At 39.2% G+C, this 19,914-nt stretch carries 22 protein-coding genes; 16 read left to right on the plus strand and 6 right to left on the minus strand.

From position 1 onward, the window contains the following. The first annotated feature begins 18 nt into the window (after positions 1 to 18). The 9 genes from QM959_RS07195 to QM959_RS07235 are packed head-to-tail and all read left to right on the plus strand — an operon-like array spanning position 19 to position 4,371. Complete coding sequence (locus tag QM959_RS07195) at positions 19 to 432, plus strand: hypothetical protein (protein WP_414372370.1); 414 nt, start codon at positions 19 to 21, stop codon at positions 430 to 432. 9 nt (positions 433 to 441) lie between these two features. Continuing rightward, positions 442 to 648 (plus strand): helix-turn-helix transcriptional regulator, encoded by a 207-nt coding sequence (locus QM959_RS07200; protein ID WP_414372372.1) that lies wholly within the window; start codon positions 442 to 444, stop codon positions 646 to 648. Beyond that, positions 648 to 845 (plus strand): hypothetical protein, encoded by a 198-nt coding sequence (locus QM959_RS07205; RefSeq protein ID WP_414372374.1) that lies wholly within the window; start codon positions 648 to 650, stop codon positions 843 to 845. The genes QM959_RS07200 and QM959_RS07205 overlap by 1 nt, the downstream gene beginning before the upstream one ends. Positions 846 to 847: 2 nt before the next feature. Then, entirely contained in the window at positions 848 to 1,198 is a 351-nt protein-coding gene (locus QM959_RS07210) for a PspC domain-containing protein (RefSeq protein ID WP_414372376.1), read from the plus strand. 13 nt (positions 1,199 to 1,211) lie between these two features. After that, positions 1,212 to 1,946, plus strand: coding sequence for a DUF3169 family protein (locus QM959_RS07215; RefSeq protein ID WP_084887291.1), 735 nt, complete (start codon positions 1,212 to 1,214; stop codon positions 1,944 to 1,946). A 10-nt stretch (positions 1,947 to 1,956) separates the two neighbouring features. Beyond that, a complete protein-coding gene (locus QM959_RS07220; protein WP_414372378.1) occupies positions 1,957 to 2,781 on the plus strand; it encodes an ABC transporter ATP-binding protein in 825 nt (274 codons plus the stop codon). Then, a complete protein-coding gene (locus QM959_RS07225) occupies positions 2,774 to 3,472 on the plus strand; it encodes an ABC transporter permease (protein ID WP_414372380.1) in 699 nt (232 codons plus the stop codon). The genes QM959_RS07220 and QM959_RS07225 overlap by 8 nt, the downstream gene beginning before the upstream one ends. A 9-nt stretch (positions 3,473 to 3,481) precedes the next feature. Next, a complete protein-coding gene (locus tag QM959_RS07230; protein WP_414372382.1) occupies positions 3,482 to 4,123 on the plus strand; it encodes a lysostaphin resistance A-like protein in 642 nt (213 codons plus the stop codon). Between the two features lie 17 nt (positions 4,124 to 4,140). Next, on the plus strand, positions 4,141 to 4,371 hold the full coding sequence (locus tag QM959_RS07235; protein ID WP_033682917.1) for a hypothetical protein: 231 nt from the start codon (positions 4,141 to 4,143) through the stop codon (positions 4,369 to 4,371). 72 nt (positions 4,372 to 4,443) lie between these two features. Here QM959_RS07235 and QM959_RS07240 read toward each other — a convergent pair whose 3' ends face one another. Next, entirely contained in the window at positions 4,444 to 4,647 is a 204-nt protein-coding gene (locus QM959_RS07240) for a hypothetical protein (RefSeq protein WP_414372384.1), read from the minus strand. 121 nt (positions 4,648 to 4,768) lie between these two features. On the opposite strand from QM959_RS07240, the gene aspS reads away from it, so the two are divergent. Continuing rightward, entirely contained in the window at positions 4,769 to 6,532 is a 1,764-nt protein-coding gene (gene aspS / locus QM959_RS07245) for an aspartate--tRNA ligase (protein ID WP_414372386.1), read from the plus strand. Continuing rightward, a complete protein-coding gene (locus tag QM959_RS07250) occupies positions 6,510 to 7,451 on the plus strand; it encodes a YitT family protein (RefSeq protein WP_227326118.1) in 942 nt (313 codons plus the stop codon). The genes aspS and QM959_RS07250 overlap by 23 nt, the downstream gene beginning before the upstream one ends. 141 nt (positions 7,452 to 7,592) lie before the next feature. On the opposite strand, the gene QM959_RS07255 is transcribed toward QM959_RS07250, so the two are convergent. The 5 genes from QM959_RS07255 to QM959_RS07275 form a co-directional block, all read right to left on the minus strand. After that, complete coding sequence (locus QM959_RS07255; protein ID WP_001145419.1) at positions 7,593 to 8,579, minus strand: LacI family DNA-binding transcriptional regulator; 987 nt, start codon at positions 8,577 to 8,579, stop codon at positions 7,593 to 7,595. Positions 8,580 to 8,588: 9 nt separating this feature from the next. Beyond that, entirely contained in the window at positions 8,589 to 9,389 is an 801-nt protein-coding gene (locus QM959_RS07260) for a DUF1189 domain-containing protein (RefSeq protein ID WP_414372387.1), read from the minus strand. 136 nt (positions 9,390 to 9,525) lie between these two features. Next, positions 9,526 to 10,368: a sugar ABC transporter permease gene (locus QM959_RS07265; protein WP_004249658.1), complete on the minus strand. Its 843-nt coding sequence runs from the start codon at positions 10,366 to 10,368 to the stop codon at positions 9,526 to 9,528. A 1-nt stretch (position 10,369) separates the two neighbouring features. Next, complete coding sequence (locus QM959_RS07270; RefSeq protein ID WP_247935460.1) at positions 10,370 to 11,662, minus strand: carbohydrate ABC transporter permease; 1,293 nt, start codon at positions 11,660 to 11,662, stop codon at positions 10,370 to 10,372. 110 nt (positions 11,663 to 11,772) lie between these two features. Continuing rightward, entirely contained in the window at positions 11,773 to 13,044 is a 1,272-nt protein-coding gene (locus tag QM959_RS07275) for an extracellular solute-binding protein (protein WP_414372389.1), read from the minus strand. A gap of 479 nt (positions 13,045 to 13,523) precedes the next feature. Between QM959_RS07275 and malQ the strand changes: the two genes are divergently transcribed. The 5 genes from malQ to QM959_RS07300 all read left to right on the plus strand — a co-directional run bounded on the left by malQ (position 13,524) and on the right by QM959_RS07300 (position 19,904). Further along, positions 13,524 to 15,041 (plus strand): 4-alpha-glucanotransferase, encoded by a 1,518-nt coding sequence (malQ, locus tag QM959_RS07280; protein ID WP_414372391.1) that lies wholly within the window; start codon positions 13,524 to 13,526, stop codon positions 15,039 to 15,041. 25 nt (positions 15,042 to 15,066) lie between these two features. Next, the gene (gene glgP, locus QM959_RS07285; RefSeq protein WP_414372393.1) at positions 15,067 to 17,325 is read left to right on the plus strand and encodes a glycogen/starch/alpha-glucan family phosphorylase; all 2,259 of its coding nucleotides are present in this window, start codon (positions 15,067 to 15,069) and stop codon (positions 17,323 to 17,325) included. A 248-nt stretch (positions 17,326 to 17,573) separates the two neighbouring features. After that, entirely contained in the window at positions 17,574 to 18,476 is a 903-nt protein-coding gene (locus QM959_RS07290) for a helix-turn-helix domain-containing protein (protein WP_414372395.1), read from the plus strand. A 149-nt stretch (positions 18,477 to 18,625) separates the two neighbouring features. Then, complete coding sequence (locus tag QM959_RS07295) at positions 18,626 to 19,522, plus strand: XRE family transcriptional regulator (RefSeq protein ID WP_414372397.1); 897 nt, start codon at positions 18,626 to 18,628, stop codon at positions 19,520 to 19,522. 160 nt (positions 19,523 to 19,682) lie between these two features. Then, positions 19,683 to 19,904 (plus strand): hypothetical protein, encoded by a 222-nt coding sequence (locus QM959_RS07300; protein ID WP_414372399.1) that lies wholly within the window; start codon positions 19,683 to 19,685, stop codon positions 19,902 to 19,904. Positions 19,905 to 19,914: the final 10 nt, after the last annotated feature.

Below are 19,914 nucleotides of genomic sequence, written 5' to 3' on the forward strand. Positions count from 1 at the left end.
ACCTTTTTCTTTTGCAAAATGACAAAAATCATAAACTTTTTGACAAATATGCTTGTCAAAAAGAAAAAGATGTGTTACAATATAAGCAAGTTAAGAGAAAAGGAGCAAGGAACGATTATGTGGGCATTAGGATTTGTACCTCTTGTGTTTATGTTTTATCTCTATCATACCCAAAGGGTCAAGAAACTAGAGAATAAAATCAAAAGAATTGAGCAAAAACAGAAAGGAAATAAAGAAATGTCAAGATTATTAAAAGAATTGATTGGGAAAAAACCAACAATCTTTGGACAAGTTTTTGGGACAGACAATTGGGAAGTTGTAGATGTTGATGAGGAGTGGGTCAAGCTACGCCGTGTAAATAAAAAAGGAAAAGAAAAATTCAAACTACAACGCATTGAGGATATCCAAACCGTTGAATTTGACGGAAAGTAGGTGTGTGACATGCAACTAAAAAATCGTCTAAAAGAGCTTCGGGCTCGCGATGGCCTCAATCAAACCGAGCTGGCCAAACTAGCTGGCGTGTCCAGGCAGACCATTAGCTTACTAGAACGGGACGAATACACCCCGTCCATTATCATTGCCCTGAAAATATCTCAGATTTTCAAGGAAACAGTCGAATCGGTATTTCGCTTGGAGGAGGACGAGTGATGAACAAGTATAAAGTGATCTATTATGTAGTTGCCATAGCTCTATTAGTCAGCGTATTTCTACTGATTGGGACAGACTTAGGCTGGTTTAATCTGTATCAAAGTGAGCAATCCTTTTGGATTTACTTTGGCCTCATCCCAGTAGTTGAATGGATTGAAAAGAAATCAAAAAATGTAGAAGTTGTAAGAGGGGAATAATTATGAAAGAGTTTTTAGCAGGTTTTCAAGTAGATACTGAGAACAAAGAACTTGCAGGTGTCTGTGCAGGTATAGGAAATTATTTTAACATCCAGACCAATATCGTTCGTTTGGTGACGCTCTTCTTATTCCTCTCTTCGACGGAGATTGGGATTATAACAGTTGTTCTCTATGCTTATCTAGCAGGCTGGCTTGGGAGAGATCCTTTAGGAGAAGGGGCGAAAAAAGCAAGAAATCAAGCTATTCTCTTGTTTGCTGTTTGTTTGATTTTAGTATCACTTGGGACAGAGGGTTTGGCAGCAATTTATGAATCAGGTAAAGCCTTTGGTCAGTGGTTAGTTGGATTGGTTTAGAAAGAGGTTGAATATGAAAAAGAAACGTGGATTGTTATTTTTAATGTCTATTGTCTTGGGAGGTTTCTTGGGCATGTTTGTAGGGATGTTTAAGGCACGTGCTGAATCCCACGCAATTATGTTAGATGTAAAAATTTTGATACCATGGATATCAGCTATTTGTTTAGTATTAGGTTTCATTAGCATTCTTTTGACTTTCAATTTCCTAAAGAAAAGCAGAAAATTTCACTCCTTGTATCAAGAGGAAATGGAGGATGATCTGAATGAAACCTATTATGTGCAGATGTATCGGAATCTCGAGTTTGGAACTATTGCTTTTAATAGTGCAAGCGTAGCGATTTTATTGGCTCTCTTCATTTCAGGAAGTGAAGTAATTGTACTCGATATAAGCCATATAACCTTATCCCTTTCCTTTTTGGGATTAGTGTTAGTTTTAAATGCTCAAAAATATCTTTTTAAGACCATTGCGATTGTTCGTCAGTTTGATTTAGTATTTTTCTCTACACCAAAGGATATCTTGGACCATTTCGATTCTTATGATGAAGGGGAGCGCAAGGCTAATTTGGAACAGAGTTTTCGGATTTTATTCCAATTAAATAACTATGTCTTGCCAGCTTTGTACTTTCTGATTGCTCTCTTTTCCTTACTGACAGGAGAGATTCAGTTACTAGCCTTCTTGCTTGTAGGAGCTATCCATGTTTATATCAATGTGATGCAGTTACCTATGGTGAAACGTTATTTTAAATAAAGGAGTTTCTATGATTCGTGTTGAAAATGTAAGCAAAAGTTTTGGGAGCAAAAAAGCTCTTCATCAGATTTCTTTTGAGATTAAGGAGGGTGAAATCTTTGGTTTTCTTGGCCCTTCTGGCTCAGGTAAAACAACCATGATCAATGTCTTAACAGGACAGTTGGCTGCAGATCAAGGTAAAACAGTTTTGTTAGGCAAGAATTCTCAAGATTTAACCTCAAATGATTTGGAACAAATTGGTATTGTTAGTGATGGCAGTGGTTTTTATGAAAAGATGAGTCTTTATAAAAATCTTCTCATCTATGCTAAGTTATATGGCCTCAAGGCAGATAGAGTAAATCAGGTGCTCCAACAGGTTGGATTGGCAGATGCTAAAGATATTATCGCAGAAAAACTATCTACTGGAATGAAACAACGAATGTTCTTGGCTCGTGCCCTTCTTAATGCTCCTAAGATTCTCTTTCTAGATGAGCCAACCAGTGGCTTAGATCCTACAACATCTAAGATGATTCATACCCTACTTCAAGAATTAAAGCAGGCGGGGACAACTATCTTTCTGACCACGCATGATATGAATGAAGCAACTCTGCTTTGTGATCGCTTATCTCTTTTGAATAAGGGAAATTTAATAGAGTATGGAAGTCCGCAAGATATTATCCAGAAGTACCATGTGGATAAGAAAGTACGTGTGGTTTATAACGACGGACGAGAACAGATAGTTCCATTTGATGAATTACCACATTTAGACACGACAGATTTGATGGTGGTTCACTCTTGTGAGCCAACTTTAGAAGAAATCTTTATCAGATTGACAGGAGAAAAGTTAGATGTTTAGAAAATTAAATGCCCTACTATGGTTAAGATTACAAGTTCTTATCAGCAATTCAACTTTGTTGGCGACTCTATTGTTGCCTTTTGGACTGGCTGTTCTATATAATGAGTTCTTAAACAAGAGTGGAGAATTGAGTACGTATTTCCTTTCTATGAGTTTGACGATGGTCTTGAGCATGGGAAGTGGTTATATGGTATCGATTATGATGGCAGAAGATAAGGAAAAACGAAATCTCAAATCACTCATTCTAAGTGGTGTGACAGCAACAGAATATACTTTCAGTATGCTCGTTCTCCCGATTTTGATAATGTTGCTTGCTATGATTGTGCTTCCCATCTATCTTAAAGTAAACGTATCTGGTTATTTATTTGCCTATGCTATCTATTTGCTTCTAGCAACTATATGTATTATTTTTCTCAACCTTCTAATCGGTGCAGTATCAGATACTCAGTCTAAAGCGCAAGTCTATAGTATCTTTCCTATGTTAATTGTCTCTTTTTTACCCACGATTGCTTCTCAAAATGATACGGTTCAGAAAGTGTTGGATTACTCTTTTATTGGTCCAATTGTAAATCTTTTAAATAAAAAAGGTGGGGAAATATCTTTTTCTAATATTGGTATGTTACTTGCCTGGGTACTTGTGTTAGGAATAGCAAACCTCTTTGTATTGAAAAATAGCTATAAAGCAAGATAGGAGATTTTTATGAAACTACTTAAAAACCTTGGCTGGTTTTCTCTAGCTTTTCTATCCTTTTTCTTTATCTATGGCTTTATTCAGGGGCTCGCGACTACGTCGCTTGCCTTAGGCGCTTCACCTTATGCTGTTACCTTACTTTATGTGGCCTTGGCTGGAGTTTATGTGTACGGCATTTACAAGTGGTATCAGAAAGTTCCTGTCCATATTGAGAAGAGTGGCTTCAACCGATTTATTTGGCTCCCTATCTTGGTTTGGTTCTTATCTCTTGTTGTTCAATTCTTCCTACCAAATGATCCTTCGGTAAATCAACAAATAGCGACAGACTTGACCTTGTCTCAACCACTTTTCTCATTCTTTGCGATCGTTATTTTTGCTCCTTTGACGGAAGAACTTATCTTTAGAGGGATGCTGGCACGCTATCTCTTTCCTAAGCAGGACAATAGTAAACAAACTCTGATTTTTCTTCTGCTATCTAGTGTTTTGTTTGCCTTGATTCATTTTCCAGGTGATGTGCAACAATTTTTTGTCTATTTTAGCCTCGGTTTTAGTTTGGGATTGGCCTATATTAGCAGAAAAGGTCTCATCTACAGTATTTCTCTCCACGCTTTGAATAATTTAATCGGCTTTTTGATGATACTCATGCTATAATAGAGTCAGGAGGTCACATGAAACGAGTAATTTTATTAGCAGTGATTCAAGCAGTCGTTCTATTTTTCATCATTGGGGCGCTAGCTTATGCCTTTAAAGGTGATTTCTTCTACAGCCATCTCGCAGTAGTCTTTGCCCCTATTGCAGGTATCTGGCGTTTTGGGACAGCTTATACAACGGAAATTGTCTTGCCTCGGAAGGCAGCTGAAATCGCTGAAAAGCGTAAAGCAGGCAAAAATTCAAAATAAAAGAGTCCGGTGAAATTTTCATCGGATTTTTGTATTGGCGCTAGTACTCTTCGAAAATCTCTTCAAACCACGTCAATGTCGCCTTGCTGTATAGATGTTATTGACTTCGTCAGTTCTATCTGCAACCTCAAAACAGTATTTTGAGCTGACTTCGTCAGTTCTATCTGCAACCTCAAAACAGTGTTTTGAGCTGACTTCGTCAGTTCTATCTGCAACCTCAAAGCAGTGCTTTGAGCAACCTGCGGCTAGCTTCCTAGTTTGCTCTTTGATTTTCATTGAGTATAATTTTTAGAGCCTTCACTTGATTTTTAAAGACTGGCAAACTTTTCTGCTGATTTTCATGAAGAGCCTGCGCTTTTATGGTAAAATAGTAACAGAATAAAAGAGGAGAGAAACAATGAAACGTAGTATGTATGTTGGTCGTGTTCGTGAGGAACACATCGGACAAGAAATAACCTTGAAAGGATGGGTAGGCCGTCGTCGTGACCTTGGTGGTTTGATCTTTATCGATCTTCGTGACCGTGAAGGAATCATGCAGTTGGTTATCAACCCTGAAAAAGTATCTGCAGAGGTTATGGCAACAGCTGAAAGCCTTCGTAGTGAATTTGTTATCGAGGTGACTGGCCAGGTCGCTGCGCGTGAACAAGCCAATGATAAGTTGCCAACTGGTGTAGTTGAGTTAAACGTGACAGCTCTGACAGTGCTTAATATAGCTAAAACAACACCATTTGAGATTAAGGATGGGATTGAGGCCAATGACGATACGCGTTTGCGTTACCGTTACCTTGACCTTCGCCGTCCAGAAATGTTGGAAAATCTTAAACTTCGTGCTAAGGTGACCCACTCTATCCGTAATTACTTGGATGAGTTGGAGTTTATCGACGTGGAGACACCATTCCTTTCTAAGTCAACACCTGAAGGGGCGCGTGACTATTTGGTACCGTCTCGTGTTAATAAAGGGCATTTTTATGCTCTTCCTCAAAGTCCACAAATTACTAAGCAATTGTTGATGAATGCTGGTTTTGACCGCTACTACCAAATCGTCAAATGTTTCCGTGACGAGGACTTGCGTGGAGACCGCCAGCCTGAATTTACTCAGGTCGACTTGGAAACGTCTTTCCTTACTGAGCAAGAAATCCAAGATATCACAGAAGGCTTGATTGCGCGCGTGATGAAGGAAACCAAAGGTATCGAAGTGACGCTTCCATTCCCTCGTATGAAGTATGATGACGCTATGGCTCTTTACGGTTCTGACAAGCCAGATACTCGTTTTGACATGTTGCTTCAGGACTTGACAGCAGTGGTCAAAGGTGTAGACTTTAAAGTCTTTTCAGAAGCACCTGCTGTAAAAGCCATTGTGGTCAAAGGAGCTGCGGACAACTACTCACGTAAAGACATCGACAAGATGACTGAAGTAGCCAAACAGTACGGTGCCAAAGGTCTTGCTTGGGTCAAGGTTGTTGATGGAGAATTAAACGGACCAGTTGCTAAGTTCTTGACTAGTATCCAAGCAGAATTGACAGCAGCACTTGCGCTTGAGGATAAGGACTTGGTTCTCTTTGTGGCAGATACGCTTGAGGTAGCCAATGCAACTCTCGGTGCCCTTCGTGGACGTATTGCCAAAGAGCTTGGTTTGATTGATAGCGATAAATTCAACTTCCTTTGGGTGGTTGACTGGCCAATGTTTGAATGGTCTGAAGAAGAAGGTCGCTACATGAGTGCCCACCATCCATTCACGCTTCCACAGGAAGAAACTGCTCACGAATTAGAAGGTGATTTGGCTAAGGTTCGTGCCATTGCTTACGATATCGTCTTGAACGGTTATGAGCTTGGTGGTGGTAGCCTTCGTATCAACCAAAAAGACCTTCAAGAACGTATGTTCAAGGCTCTTGGTTTCTCAGCTGAAGAAGCAAATGACCAGTTTGGTTTCCTTCTTGAAGCCATGGACTATGGTTTCCCACCACATGGTGGCTTGGCTATCGGGCTTGACCGATTTGTCATGCTCTTAGCAGGAGAAGAAAATATCCGTGAAGTCATTGCCTTTCCTAAGAACAACAAGGCAAGTGACCCAATGACACAAGCTCCTTCAACAGTCGCTCTCAAACAACTAGAGGAACTCAGCTTACAAGTAGAAGAAGATGAAACAAGCAAAACGAATTAAGCGGTGGCGCTATTATCTGCGCCGCTTTGCTCATCAGATAAAAATTTTACGTGTCTTACAAAGCATCTCTCGGGAAAAATACGATGAGAAGATTTCGGCCTCTCTAGTCTATGGTTTTTTATCAGCAGTAGCGGTCAATTTCTTTTTCCAACCAGGACATGTGTATTCGAGTGGTGCGACAGGTCTGGCACAGATTATCTCTGCCTTGAGTAATCACTGGTTTGGTTTTCATATTCCAATTTCATTGGCTTTCTACGCTATTAATTTTCCTTTGATGGTTTTAGCTTGGTATCAGATTGGCCATAAGTTCACCGTCTTTACCTTTATCACGGTGTCCATGAGTTCCTTCTTTATCCAGTTTGTCCCTGTGGCGACCTTAACGGAGGATCCCATTATCAATGCCCTTTTTGGGGGTGTTGTCATGGGCTTGGGGATTGGTTTTGCTCTTCGAAACAATATCTCCAGTGGTGGGACGGATATCGTCAGTCTGACCATTCGCAAAAAAACTGGGAAGAATGTCGGTAGTATTTCTTTCTTGGTAAATGGGACTATCATGCTGATAGCTGGTTTGACTTTTGGTTGGAAATACGCTCTCTACTCTATGATTACCATCTTTGTCTCTAGCCGTGTAACAGACGCTGTCTTTACCAAGCAAAAACGGATGCAGGCCATGATTGTGACCAATTATCCAGAGAAGGTAATTGAAAAAATCCATAAAAAGTTGCACCGCGGAGCAACCATGATCCACGATGCAGAAGGAACCTATAATCACGAGAGAAAGGCAGTTTTAATCACTGTCATTACACGTGCAGAGTTTAATGAATTTAAATTCATTATGAAACAGGTGGATCCAAGCGCCTTTGTCTCTGTATCGGAGAATGTTCATATTCTGGGACGATTTGTAGAAACTGATAATTAATAATCTTCGAAAATCTCTTTAAACCACGTTAGCTTTATCTAACCTCAAAGCTGTGCTTTGAGTAACCTGCGGCTAGCTTCCTAGTTTGATCTTTGATTTTCATTGAGTATAATGACCAAAAAAACCAGCGCGAGCTGGTTTTTATTTTTCGATAATTTTGTGGGCAATCAACTGGCGATAACAAATTTGTTTATTGCTTTTAGCATCATTGATGATCTGGAGAATAGTTTCAAAGGAAACACGACCAAGCTCCAAACTATTGATATCGACATAGGCTGCCAAGTTGAGCTTGGGATTGACTGAGTCGAAGCTGAGGACAGGGACATCCAGTTGGTGTTTTGCGATGTAATCACAGACCCCTGCAGCAAGGAGACTATCAATGGTAATAATAGCGTCAATATTTGGATCGTGTTTGAAGAGAAGTCTACTAAAGCGATAACCATTATCTTCAAGAAATTCAGTAGCAAAGTAAGTCAGATTAGTATCGAGAGGAAGTTGGTATTGTTTTAGAGCTAGCTCGTAACCTGTCAGACGGTCTTGTGTTACGAAGAGTCGCTTAGTACCTCCGATAAAGGCAATTCGCTTGCATCCTTTTTTGATGAAATACTCTGTCGCATCAAAACCAGCTTGGACATTGTCATTATCGACAAGTGGAATGAAGGGAGATAGAGATTTACCTAAGATAAGGAAAGGAAATTGCTCGTCTGCTACTAACTTAACCAAAGGGTCCTCTTCTTGGGCATAGAGGAAAATCAAACCATCTACACGCTTACCATAGACCATCTGAGAAATAGCTTTAAGACGCTCTTTGGCATCTTTACCTGTCGCGATCTGAATGGCGTAGTGATTTTCAGAAGCGACTTGGGCAATGCCACGGAGGACAGATGGGAAGAAAGGATTTTGATAGAAGGCATCTGAGTCGTCAGGAAGGACCAAGCCGATAACTTGGGTATAACTGCTTACCAAACTACGAGCGTTGAGGTTGGGGTGGTAATTGAGCTCCTTCATAGCCTTGCGAACACGTTTTTTTGTTTCGTCGCTAATGGTTGATTTATTTTGAATAACACGGGTTACGGTTGAAGGTGAAACACCAGCAGCCTTGGCCACATCTTTAATCGTAACGGGCATAAAAATCTCCTATTTATGGTAATCTGGATCACGGAAATGTGTTTTATAAAAGATAGTGACCAGATATAGAACAAAAAGAATATTTTGTACAGTAATGAGGGTTGTCATATTTTGGCCAAATAATCCCAAAATAAGCGTAATCAGAGTTGGCAATCCTAAACAGTTCAAGATAAAATGGTAGCACTCTTTAAAGGTTCTAAATGAAAAGAGGCGTGATTTCTTAGTGATATAAAGGAGAAGACTAGCCCCTAGAGAGACGATAAAGAAATTCAAACCAAAGAGGAAGCTGGCACCGAGAACTAGGAAGAGACTGATATAGACACGATTCTGCTGGTACCAGTCTTTGGAAATTGCTTGGGTCAAGCTGTCCTTGCTTTTGAAACTCTCAGTCTCAATCGCTCGGTAAGAGATGCGGGTCAGTTCTTTACTCTCCTTGCTGATGACCAGCTCATTCGTATCGAAATGCAGTTGCAAGTCCTTAGGTAATTCCTTGCTTTGATTTGGACCAATCACAATAGAAGTCGCTTGACTAGCTGTTCCTGTATAAGTTAATTTGCCATCAACAATTGCAGCATGTTCAGAGAGATCCTGGACAACCTCATCTGTCAATGGTTCATAGACATTATCGATAAAGGTTTCTAGCGGATAAGTCTCCTGGGAGCTGTTTTGGATGGCAATGGGTACCATAGACAAGCTGATAAGGAAGATACTGGTAAAGAGAAGCTGAAACCAGTTGAGTCCGAAACGTTTGGACAGGGGCTTACGAAATCCCCAAATACTTGAAAAATATGAAAATGGATATGGAAGCATTTGTATCTTTCTAAAAGGTGTTTTCTATATGAGTATTATTATATAGAGAAATGTGCTTTATTTCAAGTCTAGGAGGCAAATTGCTTGTTGTTAGTATATATTTTGTAACAATAAGAAAAAGGGTGGCGGGGATAAATTATCCCTTGTCGCCACCACTTGTAAGTCCTGAAACAAAGTTCTTTTGTAGGAAGAAGAAGAGAATACAGATTGGAAGGGCGATGAGGATAGCACCTGCTGAGAAGTAGGCAATCTTCAAGTTTTTCGCATTGTTAACGAAGGTTTGGAGACCTACGGCAACAGTAAAGTATTCTTTCTCACGAAGCAAGAAACTAGAGAGAATGTAGTCTCCGAAAGGTCCCATGAAGGCCCAGAGAGCTTGTACGGCAACCATTGGGCGAACAAGTGGAAGAACAATTTGCCAGAAGCGGCGGAAGTGTCCTGCACCGTCTAGTTTTGCAGATTCGTCTAGAGACATTGGCACTGTATCGAAGTAACCTTTCATCAACCAAGCATTCATCGGGATACCTCCACCAACATAAAGGAAGATGAGGAACCAGCTGTGGTTGAGGGCGTTCAACATAAGTGCCATAACGAAGAAGGCTGTCAAAGCGGCCATGGTTGGCACCATTTGGATAATCAAGAAGAAGACCAAACTTTGTTTACGAGCCAAGAAATTATAACGGCTGTAAGCATAACCAGCAAGTACGATGATACTTGTTTGAACAACCATGGTAATCAAGGCGATAATCAAGGTATTGAGATACCAAGTACCGTATAAGGTTTCAGTGAAGAGTCCTTTAAAGTTATCAAAATTGAAGTCGATGTTAGTATCTAGTTTAAAGGCTGCGACGTTACCTGCCTTGAAGGCTGACATAATAGTAATTAACAATGGATAGATAATCACGACTGAGAGGCCAATCAAGTAGAGGTAAGTGAGGGTTTGAGTCAGTCTACGTTTGAGTTTAATTGAGTTATTCATCTTAGACGTCCTCCATATCAAATGCGTGTAGTTTCTTGAATGCGATCATAGAAATTGAGATGACAATGATAGAGATGATCAAGGTAACAGCTGCCGCCATCGAGTATTGAGGAGATGTACCTGTTGTCAAACGGTAGATCCATGAAATTAAGATATCAGTTGAACCAGCTCCACCTCCGACACTACCAGGACCTCCACCATTGAAGAGGTACATGATAGAGAAGTTGTTAAAGTTAAAGGTGTATTGGCTAATCAAAGTAGGTGCCGCAACAGCCAAGATCATTGGGAAAGTGATGTTGCGGAATTTTTGCCAAGCATTGGCACCGTCAATATAAGCTGCTTCGTAAAGGTCGTTAGGAATAGATTGCAAGATACCCAAAGTCAAAACGTAGATGTATGGGAATCCAAGCCAACCTTGCATCATAATCAAGGCAATCTTAGTCCAAGTTGGGTCTGTTTTCCAAGGGATAAGAGCACCATCAAGGAAAGGAAGGAATTTAGCCAAGATTGGCAATACTTGAGTGTTGATGGCACCAACACTATCGTTAAACATGTTTGAGAATGTCAAGATAGTGATGAAGGCTGGGACAGCCCAAGGAAGAAGGAAAATAACACCAAAGATACGTTTTCCTTTGATAAATGGTTGGTTAGCAATGATAGCTGTGAAGATACCGATGACGATTTGTAAAGTTGAGGCAGCCAAAGCCCAGATGATAGTCCAAGAAAGAACGGCACCAAAGGCAGAACGGAAGGTACTCAAGCTCCAGATGTTTGTAAAGTTGGTCAAACCAACCCAGTCCAACAATTTGTTTGGTGGCAAGTGCTGGAAGTCGTAGTTGGTAAAGGCGATCATCAAGGTTACGATAACTGGGAAGATAATCGCGAAGGTCATGGCGACATAAGATGGAATAATCAAGAGGTAAGGGAAGCCATTTTCATAAATCCCTTTGATCATGTCTTTGAGGGTACGTGGAACTGGAATTCCATTGTTAATACGTTTTGCGATTGTATGTGCATCTTTAATATTTGAGAAATAGAAGAGTACATAAACGACTACAAAGATTAAATGGAAGGCACCACGAATCAGCATGAAGAGGGAATTATCACGACCTGGTTTGTCACCAAGAGTGATGAGATTGCTTAATTCAGGGGCTGCAAGTGCTAGGAAATAAAGGACAAATACAATGGTTACACCAAGGAAGATAAAACCTTTGGCTTTTTGTTTGTTGTAAATCTGTCCTAACCCAGGAATGATAGACAGCAGGGCTGCTTTACTAGGTTGTTGCTTTTCCATAATAACTCCTTTCATAGGATACTGGTTTTTAATCAAAACCTAAACTATATATGTTTCTTATTGATAAATTCAAAGGGGGATTTGAATTCCACCCCCCTTGAACAAATTTTTTATTCACCAAATTTTTGTTTGATTGTTTCTTTGATCAATGTAACAGCGTCGTTAGCAGCTGTTTTCGCATCTTTCTTACCACTTACAGCATCAAAGAGCATAGTTTTCGCTGGATCCCAAACTGCAGACATTTGAGAGATGTTTGGCATTGGTTGAGCGTTCTTGAACTGTTTGATAACAGCTGTTGTCAACTCATCATTTTTACCTTCAGCGTATGAACGAGCTTCAGTGTTAGCTGGGATTTCGTTAGTTTTATCGTAGAATGCTTTTTGTTGTTCAGTTGAAACTAGGAAGTCTACAAATTTTTGTGCGCCTTCAAGGTTCTTAGTGCTTGATGGGATGATCCAAGCTTTACCACCACCGAATGCAGCGTAATCTTTTCCGTTTGGAAGAGTTGGGATAGTAGCAACACCGTAGTTTACTTTAGCATCTTTGAATGCTTGAGCTTTCCAAGGTCCATCGATAATAGCAGCTGTTTTACCTTCTTGGAATTGAGTTTGGATCAAGTTTCCAGCACCTTCAGTATCTTGCATACCTTTAGGCCATTTTTCGTACCAAGATTTAGCGTAGTTGATACCTGCAATAGCACCGTCGTTTGCAAGACCGATGTCTTTAGGATCTTTACCGTTTTGTCCGAATACGTAACCACCGTTACCAGCAAGGAGTCCGTATGCGTAGTAGAAGTTTGTCCAGTCAGCTAGGAAGGCAGTAGTTTTGCCATCTTCACCAGCGAAAGCGTATTTGCTGTCTTTAGCAAGGTTTTCCAAATCAGCAAATGTTTTAGGAGCTTCTTTCACCAAGTCTTTGTTATAGTACAAAACGAGTGATTCGATAACAGCTGGAGCACCATAGACTTTACCGTCAGCAGCTGTTACAAGAGATTTAGTTTTATCATCTGTTTTAGCGCCGTCGCTCAATTTCACTTCTGAAAGTTGTCCGTCAGTACCAAGGCTACCTACACGGTCGTATGGAGCCATCATAACGTCAGGAGCTTGACCTGATTGGTTGTCAAGAGAAAGTTTGTCAAGACCACCCATTTGGTCACCAGATTTGATGTTAACTGTTGTTCCTGATTGTTCTTTATAAGCTTTAGCAACTGTTTCAGCATAAGCTTTGTATTGGTCTTCAACGTAAAGAGTGATTTCTTTACCTTCAGATGAACCAGCATCAGCAGCTTTTTCAGCAGGTTTGCTTCCGCAAGCTACCAAAAGCAAGCTAGCAAGTGTAGCAGTTCCAAGCACAGCAGCGCTCTTCATGAATTTAGATGACATAGTGTATTCCTCCTAAAGAATAACAAATTTTATAATGAGGAAACGCAAACGTTTTCCTTTATGGGACTAGTATAGCACAATCAGAAAGCGGTTGCAAGTAATTTTTGTAAAAATTTTTAAAAAAATTGTAAAAAAAAGCAAACGCTTTAACGTTATATAATAGTAGAAAACCCCAAAAATCGATTTTATTTTAAATTTAAAAAAAGTTGAGAAAACGATTGCCTAATTTACAAATGGAAATGAGAGGAGTTTGTCTCCTTATTTTCACTTAATAAGATAAGTGAAACCCTGATTCTTATTTTGTTTGTTTTCTGAAAGAATATATATACGAGTAGGAAGAAAAAAATTTTAAAAAATAATCAAAAAAGTTTTTTAAAACCGCTTGCATTTATCGAAAAAATACGCTATACTTATCTTAACGCAAACGTTTGCGTTCGTAAAAATATAATATCTAACTATAAACACATGAGGTGCTTATTATGAAAAAACGTCAAAGTGGTGTGTTGATGCACATTTCTTCTCTTCCAGGAGCATACGGAATCGGTTCATTTGGTAAAAGTGCATACGACTTCGTTGATTTCTTGGTTCGCACAAAACAACGTTACTGGCAAATCCTTCCACTAGGAACAACTAGTTATGGAGATTCTCCCTACCAATCTTTCTCAGCCTTCGCAGGAAACACTCATTTCATCGATTTGGATATCTTGGTAGAGCAAGGCTTGTTGCAAGCAAGTGACCTTGAAGGAGTTGACTTTGGTAGCGATGCGTCTGAAGTTGACTATGCGAAAATCTACTATGCACGTCGTCCTCTTTTAGAAAAAGCGGTCAAACGTTTCTTGGAAGTAGGAGATGTTAAAGGTTTTGAGAAATTTGCTCAAGACAACCAATCATGGCTTGAACTCTTTGCAGAGTATATGGCTATTAAAGAGCATTTTGACAATCTTGCTTGGACTGAATGGCCAGATGCAGATGCTCGTGCTCGTAAAGCTTCAGCACTTGAAAGCTACCGTGAGCAATTGGCAGACAAGTTGGTTTACCACCGTGTGACTCAGTTCTTCTTCTTCCAACAATGGTTGAAATTGAAAGCTTACGCTAACGACAACCACATCGAAATCGTTGGGGACATGCCAATCTATGTAGCGGAAGATTCAAGCGATATGTGGGCAAATCCACATCTCTTCAAGACAGATGTCAACGGTAAGGCGACTTGCATCGCAGGATGCCCACCAGATGAATTTTCTGCAACTGGTCAGCTTTGGGGTAACCCAATCTATGACTGGGAAGCAATGGACAAAGACGGCTACAAATGGTGGATTGAACGCTTGCGTGAAAGCTTTAAGATCTACGACATCGTTCGTATCGACCACTTCCGTGGATTTGAGTCTTATTGGGAAATCCCTGCTGGTTCCGATACAGCAGCACCTGGTGAGTGGGTGAAAGGTCCTGGCTACAAGCTTTTTGCAGCCGTTAAGGAAGAACTTGGTGAGCTAAACATCATCGCCGAAGACCTTGGTTTCATGACAGACGAAGTTATCGAATTGCGTGAACGTACTGGCTTCCCAGGAATGAAGATTCTTCAATTTGCCTTCAACCCAGAAGACGAAAGCATTGATAGCCCACACTTGGCACCTGCTAACTCAGTTATGTACACAGGAACACACGATAACAATACGGTCCTTGGTTGGTACCGTAACGAGATCGATGATGCGACTCGTGAATACATGGCTCGCTACACTAACCGTAAAGAATACGAAACAGTGCCACATGCTATGCTTCGTACAGTCTTTTCATCAGTTAGCTTCATGGCAATTGCAACTATGCAAGATTTGCTAGAATTGGATGAGGCAGCTCGTATGAACTTCCCATCTACCCTTGGTGGAAACTGGTCTTGGCGTATGACTGAAGATCAATTGACACCAGCTGTTGAAGAAACTTTGCTTGACTTGACGACAATTTATCGCCGAATCAACGAAAATTTGGTAGAATTAAAGAAATAATACAATATCAGGAGACACCCTAAACATGTTATCACTACAAGAATTTGTACAAAATCGTTACAATAAAACCATTGCAGAATGTAGCAATGAAGAGCTTTACCTTGCTCTTCTTAACTACAGCAAGCTTGCAAGCAGCAAAAAACCAGTTAACACTGGTAAGAAAAAAGTTTACTACATCTCAGCTGAGTTCTTGATTGGTAAACTTTTGTCAAACAACTTGATTAACCTTGGTCTTTATGACGAAGTTAAAAAAGAACTTGCTGACGCAGGTAAAGAGTTGATCGAAATTGAAGAAGTAGAATTGGAACCATCACTTGGTAACGGTGGTTTGGGACGTTTGGCAGCCTGCTTTATCGACTCAATCGCTACACTTGGTTTGAATGGTGATGGTGTTGGTTTGAACTACCACTTCGGTCTTTTCCAACAAGTTCTTAAAAACAACCAACAAGAAACTATTCCTAACGCTTGGTTGACTGACCAAAACTGGTTGGTTCGTTCAAGCCGTAGCTACCAAGTACCATTTGCACACTTTACATTGACATCTACTCTTTACGATATCGATGTACCTGGTTACAAGACAGCTACTAAAAACCGTTTGCGTTTGTTTGACTTGGATTCAGTTGATTCTTCTATTATCGAAGAGGGAATCGAATTTGACAAGACAGACATCGCTCGCAACTTGACTCTTTTCCTTTACCCAGACGATAGCGATAAACAAGGTGAATTGCTCCGTATCTTCCAACAATACTTCATGGTTTCAAACGGTGCGCAATTGATCATCGATGAAGCAATCGAAAAAGGAAGCAACTTGCACGACCTTGCTGACTACGCAGTTGTACAAATCAACGATACTCACCCATCAATGGTTATTCCTGAATTGATCCGTCTTTTGACTGAACGTGGTATCGAACTTGATGAAGCAATCTCTATCGTTCGTAGCATGACTGCCTACACAAACCACACAATCCTTGCTGAAGCCCTTGAAAAATGGCCTCTTGAATTCTTGGAAGAAGTGGTGCCTCACTTGGTACCAATCATCAAAGAATTGGACCGCCGTGTTAAAGCAGAATACAAAGACCCAGCTGTTCAAATCATCGATGAGAGCGGACGTATTCACATGGCTCACATGGATATCCACTACGGATACAGCGTAAACGGGGTTGCAGCTCTTCACACTGAAATCTTGAAGAACTCAGAGTTGAAAGCTTTCTACGACATCTACCCAGAAAAATTCAACAACAAAACAAACGGTATTACTTTCCGTCGTTGGCTCATGCATGCTAACCCAAGCTTGTCTCACTACTTGGATGAGATTCTTGGAGAAGGTTGGCACCATGAAGCTTCTAAATTGGAAGACCTTCTTTCATACGAAGACAAGGCTGCTGTCAAAGAAAAATTGGAAAGCATCAAAGCTCACAACAAACGTAAATTGGCTCGTCACTTGAAAGAACACCAAGGTGTGGAAATCAATACAAACTCTATCTTTGATATCCAAATCAAACGTCTTCACGAGTACAAACGTCAACAAATGAACGCTTTGTATGTGATCCACAAATATCTTGACATCAAGGCTGGTAACATCCCTGCTCGTCCAATCACAGTATTCTTTGGTGGTAAAGCAGCTCCTGCCTACACAATCGCTCAAGACATCATCCACTTGATCCTTTGCTTGTCAGAAATCATTGCCAATGACCCAGCAGTAGCGCCACACTTGCAAGTGGTTATGGTTGAAAACTACAACGTTACTGCAGCAAGTTTCTTGATCCCAGCATGTGACATCTCAGAACAAATCTCACTTGCTTCTAAAGAAGCTTCAGGTACTGGTAACATGAAATTCATGTTGAACGGAGCTTTGACTCTTGGTACTATGGACGGTGCTAACGTGGAAATCGCTGAGTTGGTTGGAGACGAAAACATCTACATCTTTGGTGAAGATTCAGAAACAGTTATCGACCTTTACGATAAAGCAGCATACAAATCAAGCGAATTCTACGCTCGTGAAGCTATCAAACCATTGGTTGACTTCATCGTTAGCGATGCAGTTCTTGCAGCTGGAAACAAAGAGCGTTTGGAACGTCTTTACAATGAATTGATCAACAAAGACTGGTTCATGACTCTTCTTGACTTAGAAGACTACATCAAAGTCAAAGAGCAAATGCTTGCTGACTACGAAGACCGTGACGCATGGTTGGATAAAGTCATCGTCAACATTGCTAAAGCAGGATTCTTCTCATCTGACCGTACAATCGCTCAGTACAACGAAGATATCTGGCACTTGAACTAAGATATACAATTTAATAGTTAATACACTATCTAGCAAAAAAGCGAATTTCAATTGAAACTCGCTTTTTTTGAATACTTGAGTAGAAATAGACCTCAGATACTATATTAAAATGGGTCACTTATATAGAGTGGTTGCTTAAAACTATTAGTTATCATTATTTTTATCTGAAAATTGTAGGAAAGTATGTTAAAATAGGAACGTATACAAGTGATTATTTGGATATCAAATTAGATTTAAAGAGGTGCATTATGAGTAATTTGGAAATAGGGAAACGGATTCGCACCTTACGGACTGAAAAAGGATTGAGTAGAGAAGCATTTTGTGGAGATGAAAAAGAACTTACTATTCGTCAGTTGGGGCGAATTGAAACGGGAAATAACTTGCCCAGCTTAGCTAAACTAGACTATATAGCAGAAGTGTTAGGGGTTCCGATGTCTCAGTTAATTGATGAACGATTGCTAATCGTTCCCAAAGAGTATCTAAAACTAAAAACAAAATTGATACGTCAATCTATTCATGGAGATGAAGAAAAAATCCACCAACGTGAGGCTATCTTTGAAGAAATTCAGGAACTTTTTTATGACCAGCTTCCTGAGGATGAGCAAGTAGCAGTTGAGGTTCTACAAGCTATTGATGATGTATATGTTTCCGAAAATGTTGAATTTGGAGAGGGCTTGATTGAGGAATATTTCAATCAAACTTTGCTACAAACGGAGTATTCTGTAAATGATTTATTGATCTTATATTTATATTTTTTATCAAATGCTATTAGTTTTAAACGAAATGATGACGTTTTAAAAAAAGTAAGAAATAACATCGTGACCATAATTGACTGTTCAGATAATACTTACATGCATCTGTTACAAAGAGTATTAATTGCAATACTGTTGTATCAAATGAGGAACGAATACTACGAAAATATCTCTGTCATTTTTAGTTTTCTAAGAGAAATTATGATGGAAATTCAAGATTCAACCTTAAAACCAACGGTAGACTACTTTGAGGCTAAATATTACTTATATGGAGAAAAAAATAAAGAAAAAGCCCTGCAATACTATGAAAAAGCTATCAGTGGAGCAGAATTTTTGAATGACATGAATTTTAAAAATCGAGTGATAGAGGAGATGAAAGAAGAGTTTCCAGAGATGTAACAAACTCTTTATTCATTATGAAGAGAGGGCTGATAAGCAATATGAGTAGCTTTTTAGTAAGAAGATAATATATTTGAAATAATGGATATTAACAAATAGCATAAGTACTTTTATTTTTATGTGCAAAAGTCTATTTATAGAGGAATGAGATGAAAAATTTAGAAATAGGAAAACGAATTCGTACCTTACGGACTGAAAAAGGCTTGAGTAGGGAAACCTTTTGTGGAGATGAAAAAGAACTTACTGTTCGTCAGTTGGGTCGAATTGAAACAGGAAATAACTTGCCCAGCTTAGCAAAACTAGACTATATAGCTGGAGTGCTAGGAATTCCGATGTCTCAGTTAATTGATGAAGGCATGATAATTGTTCCCAAAGAGTATTTAAAGCTAAAAACGAAGTTAATTCGTCAATCTATTCATGGAGATGAAGAAAAAATCCACCAACGTGAAGCTATCTTTGAAGACATTCAAGAACGTTTTTATGATCAACTCCCTGAAGATGAGCAAGTAGCAGTTGAGGTTCTACAAGCTATTGATGATGTGTATGTTTCTGAAAACGCTGAATTTGGGGAAGGATTGATTGAGGAGTATTTTGAGCAGTTACTTTTAAAAACAAATTATGATACTAATGATTTATTAATTTTACACTTGTATTTCTTAAAGTGTACTTTGAATACTAAGCCAATTGATAATGTATTTGAAAATATCTATTCTAACATCTTGGAGCAAACTAATTTCTCTGATGCCAACAATATTCATTTGATTCAAAGGGTTATTGTATCAATTGTTTTATATCACTTTAATATTGAATATTATGATTTAATGCCCCAAACGCTAAATGCTGTACGAGAAATAATAGATGAAATACAAGATTTTGCTTTACTACCTACAGTAGATTTTTTTGAAGCCAAATATTATATTCATACCAATCAGAATAAAGATCTTGCTTTGGACTACTATAATAAAGCAATAAGCGGATCGGAATTATTAAATGATAAATCATTTAGGGATAGAGTGATAGAGGAAAAACATAAGGATTTTCCATAATTTCAATTTAAAAACAGGACATAAATGTCAGTGGACATAAATGTCCTGTTTTTTTACTCTCATCAGGTATATACTGTTATTGTAAATAAGTTAAGAGGAGCGCAATGCTAGAAATTGTTCCCATTTAAATGGGATGTAGATTCGCAGGCGGGAGGAAAATATGGTAAAAACAATTGACTATTATATGGATGAAAAGTTTGTCAAGAAGGATTATCTGATTATCAAAAATAGTTTCGATAGCAGACGCCTATGTAAAGTAACACTTGATGAGAAGTTACTAAAATTAGTTCTCTTACTTCCAAATGAAATGAGAGAAATCAAAATGGACTCCAACTTAAAGCCTAGAATTAGAGTTGTTGACATAACCGATGAGAGTGAGTAAAGTTTTCTAA

Source organism: Streptococcus mitis (assembly GCF_047459985.1).
GTDB lineage: Bacteria > Bacillota > Bacilli > Lactobacillales > Streptococcaceae > Streptococcus > Streptococcus mitis_DZ.

Excerpts from the sequence above, each read along its gene's own strand:
- QM959_RS07195 (WP_414372370.1), top strand. The coding sequence starts at position 19 with ATGACAAAAATCATAAACTTTTTGACAAATATGCTTGTCAAAAAGAAA.
- QM959_RS07200 (WP_414372372.1), top strand. The coding sequence starts at position 442 with ATGCAACTAAAAAATCGTCTAAAAGAGCTTCGGGCTCGCGATGGCCTC.
- QM959_RS07205 (WP_414372374.1), top strand. The coding sequence starts at position 648 with ATGAACAAGTATAAAGTGATCTATTATGTAGTTGCCATAGCTCTATTA.
- QM959_RS07210 (WP_414372376.1), top strand. The coding sequence starts at position 848 with ATGAAAGAGTTTTTAGCAGGTTTTCAAGTAGATACTGAGAACAAAGAA.
- QM959_RS07215 (WP_084887291.1), top strand. The coding sequence starts at position 1,212 with ATGAAAAAGAAACGTGGATTGTTATTTTTAATGTCTATTGTCTTGGGA.
- QM959_RS07220 (WP_414372378.1), top strand. The coding sequence starts at position 1,957 with ATGATTCGTGTTGAAAATGTAAGCAAAAGTTTTGGGAGCAAAAAAGCT.
- QM959_RS07225 (WP_414372380.1), top strand. The coding sequence starts at position 2,774 with ATGTTTAGAAAATTAAATGCCCTACTATGGTTAAGATTACAAGTTCTT.
- QM959_RS07230 (WP_414372382.1), top strand. The coding sequence starts at position 3,482 with ATGAAACTACTTAAAAACCTTGGCTGGTTTTCTCTAGCTTTTCTATCC.
- QM959_RS07235 (WP_033682917.1), top strand. The coding sequence starts at position 4,141 with ATGAAACGAGTAATTTTATTAGCAGTGATTCAAGCAGTCGTTCTATTT.
- QM959_RS07240 (WP_414372384.1), bottom strand. The coding sequence starts at position 4,647 with ATGAAAATCAAAGAGCAAACTAGGAAGCTAGCCGCAGGTTGCTCAAAG.
- aspS (WP_414372386.1), top strand. The coding sequence starts at position 4,769 with ATGAAACGTAGTATGTATGTTGGTCGTGTTCGTGAGGAACACATCGGA.
- QM959_RS07250 (WP_227326118.1), top strand. The coding sequence starts at position 6,510 with ATGAAACAAGCAAAACGAATTAAGCGGTGGCGCTATTATCTGCGCCGC.
- QM959_RS07255 (WP_001145419.1), bottom strand. The coding sequence starts at position 8,579 with ATGCCCGTTACGATTAAAGATGTGGCCAAGGCTGCTGGTGTTTCACCT.
- QM959_RS07260 (WP_414372387.1), bottom strand. The coding sequence starts at position 9,389 with ATGCTTCCATATCCATTTTCATATTTTTCAAGTATTTGGGGATTTCGT.
- QM959_RS07265 (WP_004249658.1), bottom strand. The coding sequence starts at position 10,368 with ATGAATAACTCAATTAAACTCAAACGTAGACTGACTCAAACCCTCACT.
- QM959_RS07270 (WP_247935460.1), bottom strand. The coding sequence starts at position 11,662 with ATGGAAAAGCAACAACCTAGTAAAGCAGCCCTGCTGTCTATCATTCCT.
- QM959_RS07275 (WP_414372389.1), bottom strand. The coding sequence starts at position 13,044 with ATGTCATCTAAATTCATGAAGAGCGCTGCTGTGCTTGGAACTGCTACA.
- malQ (WP_414372391.1), top strand. The coding sequence starts at position 13,524 with ATGAAAAAACGTCAAAGTGGTGTGTTGATGCACATTTCTTCTCTTCCA.
- glgP (WP_414372393.1), top strand. The coding sequence starts at position 15,067 with ATGTTATCACTACAAGAATTTGTACAAAATCGTTACAATAAAACCATT.
- QM959_RS07290 (WP_414372395.1), top strand. The coding sequence starts at position 17,574 with ATGAGTAATTTGGAAATAGGGAAACGGATTCGCACCTTACGGACTGAA.
- QM959_RS07295 (WP_414372397.1), top strand. The coding sequence starts at position 18,626 with ATGAAAAATTTAGAAATAGGAAAACGAATTCGTACCTTACGGACTGAA.
- QM959_RS07300 (WP_414372399.1), top strand. The coding sequence starts at position 19,683 with ATGGTAAAAACAATTGACTATTATATGGATGAAAAGTTTGTCAAGAAG.